The organism is Sphingobium sp. DN12, from assembly GCF_051058005.1.
Taxonomy (GTDB): domain Bacteria; phylum Pseudomonadota; class Alphaproteobacteria; order Sphingomonadales; family Sphingomonadaceae; genus Sphingobium; species Sphingobium yanoikuyae.
The window spans coordinates 1,570,070-1,584,150 of record NZ_CP173717.1 but is presented as its reverse complement, the minus strand read 5'-3'; the positions used below and the strand labels follow the sequence as shown (position 1 = coordinate 1,584,150).

Annotated in this window: 13 protein-coding genes; 7 read left to right on the top strand and 6 right to left on the bottom strand. The window is 65.1% G+C overall.

Features of this window, described 5'->3' with window-relative positions; translation table 11 throughout:
* Positions 1-132: 132 nt before the first annotated feature.
* The 4 genes from lepB (at position 133) to ACI6S0_RS07580 (ending at position 4,172) form a co-directional block, all read left to right on the top strand.
* The gene (gene lepB / locus ACI6S0_RS07595; protein WP_010337902.1) at positions 133-957 is read left to right on the top strand and encodes a signal peptidase I; all 825 of its coding nucleotides are present in this window, start codon (positions 133-135) and stop codon (positions 955-957) included.
* The gene (gene rnc / locus ACI6S0_RS07590; RefSeq protein WP_434405385.1) at positions 957-1,637 is read left to right on the top strand and encodes a ribonuclease III; all 681 of its coding nucleotides are present in this window, start codon (positions 957-959) and stop codon (positions 1,635-1,637) included. The genes lepB and rnc overlap by 1 nt, the downstream gene beginning before the upstream one ends.
* 73 nt (positions 1,638-1,710) lie before the next feature.
* Positions 1,711-2,619, top strand: coding sequence for a GTPase Era (gene era / locus ACI6S0_RS07585; protein WP_434405384.1), 909 nt, complete (start codon positions 1,711-1,713; stop codon positions 2,617-2,619).
* A gap of 53 nt (positions 2,620-2,672) precedes the next feature.
* Complete coding sequence (locus tag ACI6S0_RS07580) at positions 2,673-4,172, top strand: ABC1 kinase family protein (RefSeq protein ID WP_434405383.1); 1,500 nt, start codon at positions 2,673-2,675, stop codon at positions 4,170-4,172.
* A 57-nt stretch (positions 4,173-4,229) separates the two neighbouring features.
* Here the strand turns inward: ACI6S0_RS07580 and ACI6S0_RS07575 are convergent, their stop codons facing one another.
* Positions 4,230-4,919 (bottom strand): hypothetical protein, encoded by a 690-nt coding sequence (locus ACI6S0_RS07575; protein WP_434405382.1) that lies wholly within the window; start codon positions 4,917-4,919, stop codon positions 4,230-4,232.
* A complete protein-coding gene (gene topA, locus ACI6S0_RS07570) occupies positions 4,916-7,504 on the bottom strand; it encodes a type I DNA topoisomerase (RefSeq protein ID WP_434405381.1) in 2,589 nt (862 codons plus the stop codon). Before topA ends, ACI6S0_RS07575 begins: the two co-directional genes overlap by 4 nt.
* Before the next feature lie 131 nt (positions 7,505-7,635).
* On the opposite strand from topA, the gene ACI6S0_RS07565 reads away from it, so the two are divergent.
* Positions 7,636-8,517 (top strand): DUF4253 domain-containing protein, encoded by an 882-nt coding sequence (locus ACI6S0_RS07565; RefSeq protein ID WP_434405380.1) that lies wholly within the window; start codon positions 7,636-7,638, stop codon positions 8,515-8,517.
* Positions 8,518-8,538: 21 nt separating this feature from the next.
* Here ACI6S0_RS07565 and dprA read toward each other — a convergent pair whose 3' ends face one another.
* The 3 genes from dprA to ACI6S0_RS07550 all read right to left on the bottom strand — a co-directional run bounded on the left by dprA (position 8,539) and on the right by ACI6S0_RS07550 (position 10,844).
* Positions 8,539-9,621, bottom strand: coding sequence for a DNA-processing protein DprA (gene dprA, locus ACI6S0_RS07560; RefSeq protein ID WP_434405379.1), 1,083 nt, complete (start codon positions 9,619-9,621; stop codon positions 8,539-8,541).
* Complete coding sequence (gene plsY, locus ACI6S0_RS07555) at positions 9,618-10,232, bottom strand: glycerol-3-phosphate 1-O-acyltransferase PlsY (protein WP_004207251.1); 615 nt, start codon at positions 10,230-10,232, stop codon at positions 9,618-9,620. The genes dprA and plsY overlap by 4 nt, the downstream gene beginning before the upstream one ends.
* Before the next feature lie 69 nt (positions 10,233-10,301).
* Positions 10,302-10,844 (bottom strand): sugar O-acetyltransferase, encoded by a 543-nt coding sequence (locus ACI6S0_RS07550; protein WP_434405378.1) that lies wholly within the window; start codon positions 10,842-10,844, stop codon positions 10,302-10,304.
* Between the two features lie 99 nt (positions 10,845-10,943).
* Here ACI6S0_RS07550 and murI point away from each other — a divergent pair, with 99 nt between their 5' ends.
* Positions 10,944-11,765 carry a glutamate racemase gene (gene murI, locus ACI6S0_RS07545; RefSeq protein WP_434405913.1) on the top strand — a complete coding sequence of 274 codons (822 nt, stop codon included), beginning with the start codon at positions 10,944-10,946 and terminating at the stop codon, positions 11,763-11,765.
* Here murI and ACI6S0_RS07540 read toward each other — a convergent pair.
* Positions 11,698-12,429 carry a hypothetical protein gene (locus ACI6S0_RS07540; RefSeq protein WP_434405377.1) on the bottom strand — a complete coding sequence of 244 codons (732 nt, stop codon included), beginning with the start codon at positions 12,427-12,429 and terminating at the stop codon, positions 11,698-11,700. The two genes, murI and ACI6S0_RS07540, sit on opposite strands and share 68 nt — an antisense overlap.
* Before the next feature lie 351 nt (positions 12,430-12,780).
* Between ACI6S0_RS07540 and hemA the strand changes: the two genes are divergently transcribed.
* Positions 12,781-14,007 carry a 5-aminolevulinate synthase gene (gene hemA, locus ACI6S0_RS07535; protein ID WP_010337893.1) on the top strand — a complete coding sequence of 409 codons (1,227 nt, stop codon included), beginning with the start codon at positions 12,781-12,783 and terminating at the stop codon, positions 14,005-14,007.
* Positions 14,008-14,081: the final 74 nt, after the last annotated feature.

Sequence of the window (14,081 nt, the reverse complement as noted above, 5' to 3'; positions counted from 1 at the left end):
CTCCTTATCCAAAAGCGGCACGCATTGCATCGTCCACGCGCTTGACGCGGCGCGGGCGACCCCGCAAAAGCCGCGACAGGCCGCAGTGACACGTCGCAGCGCGGCACGATCTTGAAGGAACATTAGGCAGACATGAGCGCAAAATCGGAAACGCGGGACTTCATCTGGTTCCTCGCCAAGCTGGCGGTGTTCGTCTTCGTCCTGCGCAGCTTCATCGTCTCCCCCTTCAACATCCCCTCGGAATCGATGCAGCCGCGTCTGCTGATCGGCGACTATCTGCTGGTCGCCAAATGGCCCTATGGCTATTCGCGCTATTCGCTGCCCTTTTCGGTGCCGCTGATCCCCGGCCGCATCTTCGCCTCGACGCCGCAGCGCGGCGACGTGGTGGTGTTCAAGGCGCCGCCGAGCCAGAAGAACGACTATATCAAGCGGGTGATCGGCTTGCCGGGCGACATGATCTCGGTCCGCGGCGGCACCGTTTATCTGAACGGCCAGGCGATCCCGAAGCAGAAGGTCGCCGACCTCGTCATTCCGGTGACGCCCAACATGGAAGATGCCGCGCAGAAGGAAGGCAGTCCTTCCCCCTGCTATCGCCCCGAATTCGAGCAGGCCGCGCCGGGCGGTGGCAAGCAGTGCCGCTATCCCCAGTTCCGTGAGACGCTGCCGGGCGGCAAGAGCTATAATGTCCTCGACCTGGTGCCCGATGGCGCGGCCGACGACCGTGACACCGTGCTGGTGCCGCAAGGCCATCTCTTCATGATGGGCGACAACCGCGATCGCAGCGCCGACAGCCGCTTCCCGGCGGTCGAAGGCGGCGGCATCGGCCTCGTCCCCGAGGAAAATCTGGTCGGCAAGGCGCTCGTTTCGGTCTTCTCGACCGACGGCAGTGCCAACTGGCTGCTGCCCTGGACCTGGTTCACCGCCGCACGCTGGAGCCGGATCGGGGAAGGCTTTTGATGGCGGCTTCGCACAGGCCTGATACCGCAGCCTGGCTGATCGCGCTGATCGGCCGCGCGCCGATCAACCCCGCCGCCTTCGAACAGGCGCTGACCCATGGCAGCGCCAAGGCGGAAAATTACGAGCGGCTGGAATTTCTAGGCGACCGCATCCTGGGGCTGCTGATCGCCGAATGGCTCTATGCCCGCTTCCCGACCGAACCGGAAGGCAAGCTGTCGCGCCGTTTCAACGCGCTGGTCTCGGGCGAAACCTGCGCGCAGGTCGCGCGCGCCGCCGGCGTGCCCACCCATCTGGTGCTGGGCAAGCAGGCCCGCGACGATGGCGCCGCCGACAGCGACAATGTGCTGGGCGACGTGATGGAGGCGCTGATCGGCGCCCTCTATCTGGAGGCCGGGCTGGACGAGGCACGCACATTGGTCCGTCGCCTGTGGGGCGACCGGGTCGACACCCAGACCGCCGCGCCGCGTCACCCCAAGTCGGCGCTGCAGGAATGGGCCGCGTCGAACAAGCGCAAGCCGCCCGAATATGTGATGACGGACCGATCGGGGCCGCACCATGCGCTGCGCTTCACCGTCACCGTCTCGATCAAGGGCGCGGGCGAGGCGAGCGCCACCGGCGGCTCCAAGCAGGAAGCCGAAACCGCCGCCGCCAAAGCCCTGCTGGAGCAATTGGCGGGCTGAGCCTGTCCCCAACATTCATTTTGGTTTAGGAAGACGTCTCCGCGCATTGGCGTGGAGCGAACGGAGCATGTGATTGACCATCGAGTTTGAAAATCAGCGCTGTGGCGTCATCGCCATCGTCGGCGCCCCCAATGCCGGCAAGTCGACGCTGGTGAATGCGCTTGTCGGGCAGAAGGTGGCGATCACCAGCCCCAAGGCGCAGACCACGCGCACCCGTGTGATGGGCGTCGCGATCGAGGGTGACGCACAGATGGTGCTGGTCGATACGCCCGGCATTTTCGCGCCGCGACGCCGGCTCGACCGCGCGATGGTGCAGGCCGCCTGGGGCGGCGCGCAGGGCGCCGACCTGATCGTCCTGCTGGTCGATGGCAAGGTTGGCCTTGGCGCCAAGATGGAGCCGATCATCGCTGCGCTGAAAGCCCGGCCGGAACGCAAATGGCTGGTGCTCAACAAGGTCGACATCGCGGTCAAGGAAAAGCTGCTGGTCCATACCCAGCGCCTCTATGAAGAGCTGGAATTCGAGGAGACCTTCTTCGTTTCCGCCGCGACCGGCGACGGCCTGCCCGAACTCAAGGCCGCCTTTGCGAACGCCATGCCCGAAGGGCCGTGGCACTTCCCCGAGGATCAGGTGTCGGACGCGACCGACCGCATGCTCGCCGCCGAAATCACCCGCGAACAGCTTTATCACCAGCTCCACGCCGAACTCCCCTATGCCGCCGCGGTCGATACCGAGCAGTATAAGGAACGCGACGACGGTTCGGTCGAAATCCACCAGCAGATCCTGGTCGGCCGCTCCAGCCAGCGCGCGATCGTACTGGGCAAGGGTGGCCAGCGCCTCAAGGAAATCGGGTCCAAGGCGCGCGCCGAACTGGCCAACCTCCTGGGCGTCAAGGTCCATCTCTACCTCCACGTCAAGGTGAAGGAAGACTGGGAAGAAGACCGCTTCATCTATCGCGACATCGGCCTCGACTGGGTCGACTGATCCACTTCGCTGCACAAGCGAAACATAATCGCCGCCCCGGTCGTTGAGCCATCATGCTCAAGACCATCATGGTGGCCACGCGGGATCGCGCACGACTGGCCGAGATTACCAGCGTCGCGACCCGCTTCGGCCTGGACATGCTGCTCGCCCGGCTGGGGCTGGCGAAAGGCGATGACAGCGCCACCGCCGATCCGCCCGACCTGCCCCGCCGCACCCGGCAGGCAATGGAAGCGCTCGGCCCGACCTATGTGAAGCTGGGCCAGATCCTCGCCACCCGGCAGGATCTGCTGCCCGAGACGTGGATCACCGAATTCGGCAAGCTGCACAGCGACGCGCCCACCCTGCCCTTCGACCAGCTTCGCCCACGCCTCGAAGCGGTGCTTGGCGAACCGGTCGAGACCGCCTTCGCCCGCTTCGACACGGCCCCGCTCGCCGCCGCCTCCATGGCGCAGGTCCATCGCGCGACCCTGACCGACGGGCAGGAGGTGGTGGTCAAGATCCGTCGCCCCGGCATCCGCAAGGCGATGGAGGCGGACCTGCGCCTCATCACCCATCTGGCGGGCATCGTCGAAGCGAGCAGCCGCGAGGCGCGGCGTTTCCAGCCGCAGGCGCTGGTGCAGCAATTGCTCGACACCGTGCTGGAGGAACTGGATTTCACCCAGGAAGGTCGCAATGCCGACCGGCTGCGCGACGATCTGGCCGACAATCCGGCCGTGCTCATCCCGGCGATCCACTGGACCTATTGCGCGGAAACCGTGCTGGTGATGGATTATATCGACGGGGTGCCACCACGCGACGGCGACGCCTTGCGCGCCGCCGGCATCGATCCGGCCGCGATCGCCGACCTTGGCGCGGCGCTGGTGCTCGACATGGTGCTGGTCCATGGCCGTTTCCATGGCGATCCCCATCCCGGCAACCTTCTCTGCCTGCCCGGTGACCGGCTCGCCTTGCTTGACCTCGGCCTGATCGGCCATGTCAGTGCGCGGCGGCGGCAGGAATTTCTCTCCTTCATCCTCTCGCTGCGCTCCGGCGACGCCCGCACCCTGGCCGACACGCTGCTGGTCTGGTCAAAGGCCAGCGCGCCCGATCCCGGCCGGGTGCTGGACGCCGCCGAGCAACTGGTCGCCCGCCACGGCAGCGGCCCGCTGGTACTCACCCGCATGGTCGCCGACTTCTTCCCGCTGCTGCGCAAGGAGGGGCTGGTGCTACCGCCCGACCTTGCCCTCATCTTAAAGGCGCTGATCACGATGGACGGGGTGCTGGGCGCGATCCAGCCCGGCTTCGACCTGTCGCAGGCGCTGCAGAAGGCGCGCAGCCGGCTGGTGATGAACCAGGTCGCGGCGGCCCATGCCCCGGAAAAGACCGTCGCCCTGCTGCTCGAACTCTCGCGCATCGCGGACGACGCCCCGCGCCTGCTGCGCGCGCTGACCCGCCGGCTGGAGGCAGATGCAACACCTGCCACGCCACCGTCGCCCGACAACGGCGCGAAATGGATCGCCGCCGCCATCCTGGCCGCCAGCGCCCTGATCGCCGCCGCGCAATATTTCGGCTAGGCTGTCACCTGTTCCGGTCCGCGCAGCAACGAAGCAGGCGATAAACTGGTCAGCCGATCAGTTCGTCGGCGCTTCATTCTCGGCGATGATCGACAAGGCAAAGTCCCGCGACCGTTGCACCAGCGTGCGGACGGTGTCCGGCCCGTCATAGCCTTCATAGGCCGCGACCAGGATCGCCTTGCCCGCCGCCGTCGTCAGACAGCCGCCGACGCCGATCGCCACCTGCGCCTGCTGGGTCTGCATCGTCATCGATCCGCCGATGATCGCGCAGCTATCGTCCATTCCCATCGGCACCACCTTGCCGCTGGTCTGGGTCTTGGCGCCGAACAGAGTCTCCATCCCCTTGTCGATCGCCACATTGGTATCGTCCTTGTCCAGGAACGCCTTGAACGCGGGCGTGTCGAACTCCGCTTCCATGAGCTTCAGGAACTGGTCCCGCTTCAGCGTCGCCATCAGCGCCGCGACCGGCGCCTTGACAAGGATATAGCGATCCAGCTTCGTCAGCGTCGCGTCACAGGCATAGAGGGTCAGGACCGTGACATTCTGCGTGTCCATGGTCGCCATCATCTGCGCCAGCGACGCCAGATGCCCCTTGGGCGGGCAATAGCCCTCCGGCACGGTCCAGTGCAGTTCCTTGTCGCCGACCTGAAAGCGCACGACCTCCGGCTCGGCGGCCAGCGCGGAGCTGGCCGCCGACAGCAGCAGGGCGACGATGGCGCAGGCACGCGCCGCCATGGCGCCGATCATGCCTTGGCGGTCTCCGCCTTCTTCTTGGCCGGGGCCTTCTTGGCGGCGGGCTTCTTTTCGCCCGCTTCCTTCTTTGCCGCCGGCTTCTTGGCCGCCGCCTTCTTCGCCGGCGCCTTCTTGCCCTTCTTGGCCGGGGCCGCCGCTGCGCGCGCGTCGATCAGCTGGGCCGCTTCCTCCAGCGTCAGCGCGTCCTGCTCGATCGTCTTGGGCAGGGTCGCGTTGGTGGTGCCGTCGGTGACATAGGGGCCATAGCGGCCCGCCATCAGCTTGATCTCCGCCTCGGTGCGCGGATGCTTGCCCAGCACCTTCAAGGGCTCGCGCGACGAACCGCCACGGCCGCCCTTGTTCGCCGCATCGGCGAGCTTGGCGACCGCCATGTTCATGCCCACCTCGAAAATCTCGGCGGTCGAGGACAGGCGGCCATATTTGCCGTCATGCAGCAGATAGGGACCGAAGCGGCCGATATTGGCGACGATCGGCAATCCGGTTTCCGGGTGCAGGCCGACCTCGCGCGGCAGGCTCAGCAGCTTGATCGCCCAGTCGAGCGTCATCTCACCATCGGGCAGATCCTTGGGGATCGACCCGCGCTTGGCCTCCTTGCCCTCGCCCATCTCGATATAGGGGCCGAAACGGCCGGACTTCTTGACGATGTCCTGCCCGGTTTCGGGATGCTGGCCCAGTATCTCAGGGCCGGTATCAGCGCCATCGCTACCGCCGGGCTGGCCGAACTTGCGGGTATATTTGCACTCGGGATAGTTGGAGCAGGCGATGAACGCGCCAAAGCGGCCGCCACGCAGCGACAATTGGCCATCGGCGCAGAGCGGGCAGGCGCGCGGATTGCTGCCGTCCGCCTTGGGCGGGAACAGCATCGGCTCCAGGAACTTGTCCAGCTCGGCCGTGATGTCGGACGGCTTCTGCTCCATGATTTCGGCGGTCTTGGGCTTGAAGTCCTTCCAGAAGGCTTCGAGCACTTCCTGCCACTGGGCACGGCCGCCGGAAATCTCGTCCAGCTCGTCCTCGAGACCCGCGGTGAAATCATAGGAGACATAGCGTTCAAAGAAGCGCTCCAGGAAGGCCGTCACCAGCCGCCCGCTCTCCTCGGCGAAGAAGCGGTTCTTCTCGACGCGCACATAGTCGCGATCCTTCAGGACCTGCAGGGTCGAAGCATAGGTCGACGGGCGACCGATGCCCAGTTCTTCCAGCTTCTTGACCAGCGAGGCTTCGGAATAGCGCGGCGGCGGCTGGGTGAAATGCTGCTCGGCGCTCACCTTCTTCTTGGCCGGCGCGTCGCCTTCGCTCAGGCGCGGCAGCAGCTTGCTGTCGTCATCCTCGGCATCGTCGCGACCTTCTTCGTAAAGCGCCAGGAAGCCGGGGAAGATCACCACCTGGCCGGTGGCGCGCAGCGTATGGCTGCCGCTGCCGTCGACCATGTCGATGGTGGTGCGCTCCAGCCGGGCCGAGGCCATCTGGCTCGCCAGCGCGCGCTTGAAGATCAGGTCGTAGAGGCGCGCATGATCGCCGCCGCCCACCTTGTCGCGATGGAATTCGGTCGGACGAATGGCTTCGTGCGCTTCCTGCGCATTCTTGGCCTTGGTCTGATATTGGCGCGGCTTTTCGGGCAGGTAACCGCCGTCATAGCGCTCGGCGATCGCCTTGCGCGCGGCCGAGATGGCACTGCCGTCCATCTGCACGCCGTCGGTACGCATATAGGTGATCGCGCCATCCTCGTAGAGCTGCTGCGCGATCCGCATCGTGTGACTGGCCGAAAAGCCGAGCTTGCGCGCGGCTTCCTGCTGCAGGGTCGAGGTGGTGAAGGGCGGCGGAGGATTGCGGGTGAGCGGCTTGGTCTCGACCTTGTCGACGGTGAAGCGCCCGGCCTCCACGTCCGCCTTCGCGGTCATGGCATCGCCTTCCTTGCCGATGGTCAGGCGGTCGATCTTCTCGCCCTTCCAGCGGACGAGGCGCGCGGTGAAGCCCTGCCCGCCCTGCTCCATCTCGGCCGAGATCGACCAATATTCTTGGGGGCTGAAGCTTTCGATCTCGCGCTCGCGCTCCACCACCAGGCGCAGCGCGACCGACTGCACGCGGCCCGCCGACTTGGCACCGGGCAGCTTGCGCCACAGCACCGGCGACAAGGTGAAGCCCACCAGATAGTCGAGCGCGCGGCGCGCCCGGTAGGCGTCGATCAGATCCTCATCCAGCGCGCGGGGCTTCGCCATCGCGTCCAGCACCGCCGCCTTGGTGATGGCGTTGAACGTGACCCGGTCGACCGTCTGCGGCAGCGCCTTCTTGGCGCGCAGCACTTCCTGCACATGCCAGCTGATCGCTTCTCCTTCGCGATCAGGGTCAGTCGCGAGGATCAATCGCGTGGCCTTCTTCGCCTCGTCGGCGATGGCCTTGAGCTGCTTGCCCTTGTCGCCATAATTTTCCCACGACATGGCAAAACCATTGTCGGGGTCGACCGATCCGTCCTTGGGCGGCAGGTCGCGGATATGGCCGTAGCTGGCCAGGACATGGAAATCCCCGCCCAGATATTTCTCGATGGTCTTCGCCTTGGCCGGCGATTCGACAATGACAAGTTGCATGTGGGTCCAGTAGCTGCTTACGCGTGTGTGTGTAAGGTGGGGAGCAAACACGTAGCGCGTCAAGCCAATCTAACGACTGGCTCCGTCAACGAATCACCCCCATGACATTTTCGTTCCTAGCGGAGCCACAAATGATGAGGCGGAATTTTTTGGCAGCGCTCATTGCCGGAGCGGCTGCGATCCTGGGCGGAAAGGCACAGGAAGGGCACGCGACAACGGGCCAGGCTGACGGCGGGACACAGGATCGTTCGTCAACGAAACTGGCAGAGATGCGGCAGAAACTACGTGCCGCCCTTCCCTATGAATGCTTCACCGTTGCGGGGGTTGACGCGCTCTCCGAATGGAAACGCCTCCATGACCTGGGCCAAGGCTGGCCAGTCATTATCGGCGATGACGAAGCGCTGGATCGCATCGCGGAGCAATATAGCCTGGATGATCCAGCCATGCTCCCGCAATCAGCACACCCCTCTGCGTCATTGCCCAAAACAGCGGCCGAAATCATCGCTGCGGCGGACGGCGTCAATGTCCCGGGCGCGCTCAGGCAGTTCTGGCAAGATGAATATGGGGACGATGAGGAAGCGGATGCCATGCCTGCAGAAGGTTCATGGCCGAGTTCGACATCCAATGCGCAGCCTGGCTTCACCATCGCCAGCGATGTGCTGACTGGCAAGGCTTTCCCGCGCGTTCACATCCTCCTCATTCCCACCCCCCATTCCTATGAAGTCCCCGCCTATCTGCGATGGGGCAACTGGAATGCCTGCCCGTCTCCGGAAATCCATGTCGCAGCCCTGCGATACTGGCATCACCGCTATGACGCGGAGTTGATCGGGCTAAACGGCGACACCATCAATATGCGGGCATCCCGCCGACCCAGCACGAAGGCAGAGGCTCTCAGCCTTGCTCGCGATCAGTTCTACTATTGCGCAGATATCGTCTATCAGGGCACCGAAACGCTGGCACCATTGGCCGCTGGTCTAATGGATTCCGATTGGTGGTTCTTCTGGTGGGATTGATCACATCCGGGGAGTAATCGTTTACCGCAAGCTGACCCGGCCACCCGCCTGTCGCTCCAGCCCGCCCGCCAGTTCCAGTTCCAGCAGCACCGTCTGCACGATCGCGGGCGACAGGCCGGACAGGCGGATGATCTCGTCCACCGCCACCGCGACCGGCCCCAGCAAGGCGATCACCGCCGCGCGATCGGCATCGTCGACATCGCTCGACACCGGCTGGCCGATGAAGTCGAAACTGCCCTGCCGCACCATGCGGGGATCAAGCCCGCCGACCGCCTCCAAAATGTCGTCGGCATTCTGCACTAATGTCGCGCCCTCGCGGATCAGCAGGTTGCAGCCCTGGGCGCGGGGGTCGAGCGGCGATCCCGGCACCGCCATCACCTCGCGCCCCGCCTCGGTCGCCAGCCTTGCGGTAATCAGCGACCCGGACTTGGGCGCCGCCTCCACCACCACCGTGCCGAGCGCGAGGCCGGCGATGATCCGGTTGCGCGCCGGGAAATGCCGGGCGAGCGGCTGGGTGCCGGGCGGATGCTCGGTCACCAGCAGGCCACGCTGCGCCACATCTTCCTGCAAGGCGGCATTTTCGGGCGGGAAGCCGATGTCGATGCCGCTGGCGATCACGCCGATCGTGCCGCTGTCGATCGACCCGCGATGCGCTTCGGTATCGATGCCACGCGCCAGGCCGGACACGACCACAGCACCGCGATCGCCCAGTTGCTGCGCCAATATCCGGGCAAAGCGGCAGGCGGCGGCCGAGGCGTTGCGCGCGCCGACCATAGCGATGCAGGGCCGCGCGGCGATGACGGCATCGCCGCGCACGATCAGTGCCGGCGGCGCGCCCTCCATCTCTGCCAGCAAGGGCGGATAGTCGACATCGCCCATCAGCAGATAGCGGGCGCCGATCGCGCGGGTTTCGGCAATCTCCCGCTCGATCGCGGCAGCATCGGCCACCCGTGCCTCACCCCCGCCGCGCGCGGCGAGCATGGGAATGGCGCGCAGCGCTTCAGCCGCGCTGCCGAAGCGCGCGAGCAACTGGCGGTAGCTGACGGGGCCGATCCGCGGGGATCGGATCAGGCGGAGACGGTCGAACCGCTCCTGCCCGCTCACTCGGTGGCGGCTTTCTGCTTGGAACTGCCGACCTTGGGCTCCTCGCCCTTCAGCAGCCGGGCGATATTGGCGCGGTGCCGCCACAGCACGATCAGCGCCAGTGCCAGGCTGACCGGCACCAGATCGATCCGGCCAAAGGCAAACATGGCGATCGGCGCACTGACCGCGGCGGACATGCCGCCGACCGACGACCATTTGGTGCCGAACAGCGCCCCCAGCCACACGACCGCAAAGACGATGCCGGCCGGCCAGTACATGGCCGTCACCACGCCCATCATCGTCGCCACGCCCTTGCCACCGGCAAAGCGCAGCCAGACCGGGTAGCAATGGCCGATGAATGCCATGGCGCCCGCCATCGGCCCGCCACCATCCACCAGCGCCGCGCCGATCAGCACCGCCGCCGCACCCTTGAGCAGGTCGAGCAGCAATGTCGCCGCCGCCAGCCCCTTGCGCCCGGTGCGCAGCACATTGGTCGCACCGATATTGCCCGACCCGATCTGGCGCAGGTCGCCCGCGCCGGTGAAGCGCGTCAGCAGCAGGCCAAAAGGGATCGAGCCGAGCAGATAGCCCAGCACCAGGACAAAAGCGGGAAGCAGCCAGGGAGGTGTCATGAAATTCGCCAGTATGATTTGCGCGCGACCATAGCGTGACAGGCGCGGGGAGCAATGGGCAGTATCGGTTTACCGCACCCGCGCGGGATTGCCGACCACGGTTGCGCCGGCCGGCACGTCGCGCGTTACCACGCTGCCCGCACCAATCAGGGCATCGTCGCCGATCGTCACGCCGGGCAGGATGATCGCGCCGCCGCCGATCCACACATTGCGGCCGATGGTGATCGGCACGCCCCATTCGACGCCGGTGGCGCGCTCGGCCGGATCGCGCGGATGGTCGGCGGTCAATATCTGCACCCCGGTGCCGATCTGCGTGCCGTCGCCGATGGTCACCGGCACGACGTCCAGGATGACGCAGTTGAAGTTCAGGAACACCCCCGCGCCCAGAAAGATGTTGAAGCCATAGTCGCAGTGGAAGGGCGGCCGGATCGTCGATCCCACCCCCAGCGCGCCCAGCCGCTCGCGCAGCAGCGCCTCGCGCTCGGGCGGCAGGGTCGCGTTGAAACGCTGCATCCATGCTGCTGCGGCCAGCTGGTCCGCGATGATTTCCGGGTCGCTCGCATGATAGGGCTCACCCGCGATCATCTTCTGCTTCATGCTGGGCGGCGTCATCCTGTTCTCCTTCGATCGGCCCGCGAGGTGGCAGCGACCGGCCCGCTTTGCAAGCACCGGGCGTTGACACTCCCGCCCCATGCCGCGACACAGGCGCGCATGACGGTCGCACCAGACGCTCCCATCCTTTTCTTCGATTCCGGCGTGGGGGGCCTGTCCATCCTCGCCCCGGCCCGCGCCGCCTTGCCGAACGCGCCGGTCGTCTATGCCGCCGACAGCGCCGGCTTCCCCTATGGCACCAAGAGCGAGGCGGAGATCGCCGCGCGCGTGCCTGCCCTGCTCGGTCGACTGGTGGAGCGCTATCGCCCGCGGCTCGCGGTCATCGCCTGCAACACCGCCTCGACCATCGCCCTGCCGCATGTGCGCGCCGCGCTCGACATTCCAGTGGTCGGCACCGTCCCGGCGATCAAGCCGGCGGCGCTATTGTCCAAAAGCCGGGTGTTCGGCGTGCTGGGCACCAATGCCACCGTGCGCCAGCCCTATGTCGACCGGCTTGCCGCCGAACATGGCGCCGACTGCACCGTGCTGCGCCATGGCAGCGCCGCGCTGGTGCAACTGGCGGAAGCGAAGCTGCGCGGCGAAACGCTCGATCCCGCCATCGCCCGCGACGCGCTGGCGGGGCTTCTCGACCAGCCGGGTGGCGATCGGATGGACATGGTCGCCCTCGCCTGCACCCATTTTCCGCTGGTGGAACAAGAGCTTGCCGCCGCCGCGCCGCACCCGATGGGCTTCGTCCATGGCGGCGAAGGGATCGCCCGGCGCATCGCCTTCCTGACCGATGGCCAACCCTGGCCGGACACGCCCTCGCCCGGCATCGCGCTGTTTACGAGCATGGACGCCCATATAGAAGCGCTTACACCAGCACTTGCATCCTTCGGGCTGACTCGGATCGAGTTTCTGCAACAATCTCGACGCCGATAGCGCCGCCGCCAAGTTCAACGAAGCGCCGCAGGAAGGCATTGAGGAACAGTGCCACGCCGGCCATTTCCCCGGCTTCCTCCAGCAAGCTCAACAGTCCGCGTGACAGGCCGCTATCCCTGCCCGCGCCACGAAACAGCCATTCCACCTCGACAAGGTCGATGCCCCCCGCTGATCCGACGAACACAGCTGCCGCCCCAGCGATGAGCGCGCGGACCGGCACACTCTGCCCCAACCACCATGTTAAGAAGAATGGCACGGCCGCCACGGCAGCAAGGATGTAGATGACGATCCCATAGACACGGAAGCGGCTGTCAGGACTCATTTCCCTGACGATCATGTTGATCTTCTCGTGAATAGAGGCCGCTTCATCGACACCCAGGAAGAGGAAGATCACTGCGGCGATCATCCATCTGCGTCGTTCATATTCATCGATAGCGGGCTTTTGCGCCACGGCAAATCCGCAGGCGCCGACCGCCAGCAACGCCAGAGATGAAAAATAGGCCGGAATGCTCTGTTCATTGTTCATCTTGAACAAGGCAGACAATCCCAGTAGCCTTTCATGGCCAACGGATTCAGAAACGATAACAATCAATTGCGCAAAAATTAGAACAGATATAGCCGAAAAATGCCACATGAGAACTGATCTTGGCGCGAATGACTTCATGTCGCCCCCCCCTCTTCCAGACAGGGGAGCGATTATTGTCATATGATTGTCACAATCAAGTCCTCACCTGAAAACAACGCTTCCAACGATCAGCAACGATAGGGAAATCATTTTGCCACCTATTGCGTACCGCCCCCTTGGACGGATGAACTTGCCTGGGGCATGCCAGGAGATGGGGTAGGCCATTTGTCCAATGGCAAAGCATTTCGATCACACTGATAGGGAATCTGCGTATCGTTGCGAGCGGTTATCGCTGGCAATGGCAGGCGCGCGCAGGTAAATGCACTCCTCAGGCAGAGGATGGCGCGACCATAGAAGAACCGGCGCGCGAGCAACGGGAAGAACGGCGTAGTGAATTACAAGCATATCTTTTCGCAGGCGATCGACCGGCTCCACAGCGAGGGCCGCTATCGCGTGTTCATCGACATCCTGCGTAACAAGGGCGCGTTCCCCAACGCCCGCTGCTTCCACGGCCATAACGGCCCGAAGCCGATCACCGTCTGGTGCTCGAACGATTATCTCGCCATGGGCCAGCATCCCAAGGTGGTCGCCGCCATGGAGGAAGCGCTCCATGATGTCGGCGCCGGATCGGGCGGCACCCGCAATATCGGCGGCAACACCCATTATCATGTCGATCTGGAGGCGGAACTCGCCGACCTGCATGGCAAGGAAGCGGCCCTGCTCTTCACCTCGGGCTATGTCTCGAACGAAGCGACGCTCTCGACCCTCGCCAAGATCCTGCCGGGCTGCATCATCTTTTCGGACGAGCTGAACCACGCCTCGATGATCGCGGGCATCCGCAATTCGGGCTGCGAAAAGCGCGTCTTCCGTCATAATGATCTCGATCATCTGCGCGAACTGCTCGCCGCCGAAGATCCCGAGGCGCCCAAGCTCATCGCCTTTGAAAGCGTCTACTCGATGGACGGCGACGTCGCGCCGATCGCGGAAATCTGCGACCTGGCAGACGAGTTCAACGCGCTCACCTATCTCGACGAAGTCCATGCCGTAGGCATGTATGGCGCACGTGGTGGCGGCATTTCGGAGCGCGACGATGTCGCCCATCGCCTGACCATCATCGAAGGCACGCTGGGCAAGGCGTTCGGCGTGATGGGCGGCTATATCGCCGCAGATCAGATGATCGTCGACGTGATCCGCAGCTATGCGCCCGGCTTCATCTTCACCACCTCGCTCTCGCCCGTGCTGGTCGCCGGCGTGCTGGCGAGCGTGCGGCACCTGAAGGGCTCCAGCGCCGAGCGCGAAGGCCAGCAGGCCTCCGCCGCCAAGCTCAAGCAGCTGATGCGCGACGCGGGCCTGCCGGTGATGAACTCGGTCACCCATATCGTGCCGCTGATGGTGGGCGATCCGGTCAAGGCCAAGCGGATCAGCGACATCCTTCTCGCCGAATATGGCGCCTATGTGCAGCCGATCAACTATCCCACCGTGCCGCGCGGCACCGAACGTCTGCGCTTCACCCCCGGCCCGGCCCATAATGAAGAGATGATGCGCGACCTGGTGTCGGCACTGGTCGAAATCTGGGACCGGCTGGAACTCGAACTGCTGGAACGCCAGGCAGCCTGACCGAACAGGCACAGGGCGGCCGATCGCAGCGCCGCCCTGTCCTATCCGCGCAAAAGCCGCTATGACGCGCCAAG

What these genes read in the sequence shown, in the direction of transcription:
- ACI6S0_RS07540 (WP_434405377.1), bottom strand. Translation starts at nt 12,429, where the DNA reads ATGAAGTCATTCGCGCCAAGATCAGTTCTCATGTGGCATTTTTCGGCT.
- lepB (WP_010337902.1), top strand. Translation starts at nt 133, where the DNA reads ATGAGCGCAAAATCGGAAACGCGGGACTTCATCTGGTTCCTCGCCAAG.
- ACI6S0_RS07565 (WP_434405380.1), top strand. Translation starts at nt 7,636, where the DNA reads ATGATGAGGCGGAATTTTTTGGCAGCGCTCATTGCCGGAGCGGCTGCG.
- ACI6S0_RS07580 (WP_434405383.1), top strand. Translation starts at nt 2,673, where the DNA reads ATGCTCAAGACCATCATGGTGGCCACGCGGGATCGCGCACGACTGGCC.
- ACI6S0_RS07575 (WP_434405382.1), bottom strand. Translation starts at nt 4,919, where the DNA reads ATGATCGGCGCCATGGCGGCGCGTGCCTGCGCCATCGTCGCCCTGCTG.
- topA (WP_434405381.1), bottom strand. Translation starts at nt 7,504, where the DNA reads ATGCAACTTGTCATTGTCGAATCGCCGGCCAAGGCGAAGACCATCGAG.
- rnc (WP_434405385.1), top strand. Translation starts at nt 957, where the DNA reads ATGGCGGCTTCGCACAGGCCTGATACCGCAGCCTGGCTGATCGCGCTG.
- murI (WP_434405913.1), top strand. Translation starts at nt 10,944, where the DNA reads ATGACGGTCGCACCAGACGCTCCCATCCTTTTCTTCGATTCCGGCGTG.
- ACI6S0_RS07550 (WP_434405378.1), bottom strand. Translation starts at nt 10,844, where the DNA reads ATGACGCCGCCCAGCATGAAGCAGAAGATGATCGCGGGTGAGCCCTAT.
- plsY (WP_004207251.1), bottom strand. Translation starts at nt 10,232, where the DNA reads ATGACACCTCCCTGGCTGCTTCCCGCTTTTGTCCTGGTGCTGGGCTAT.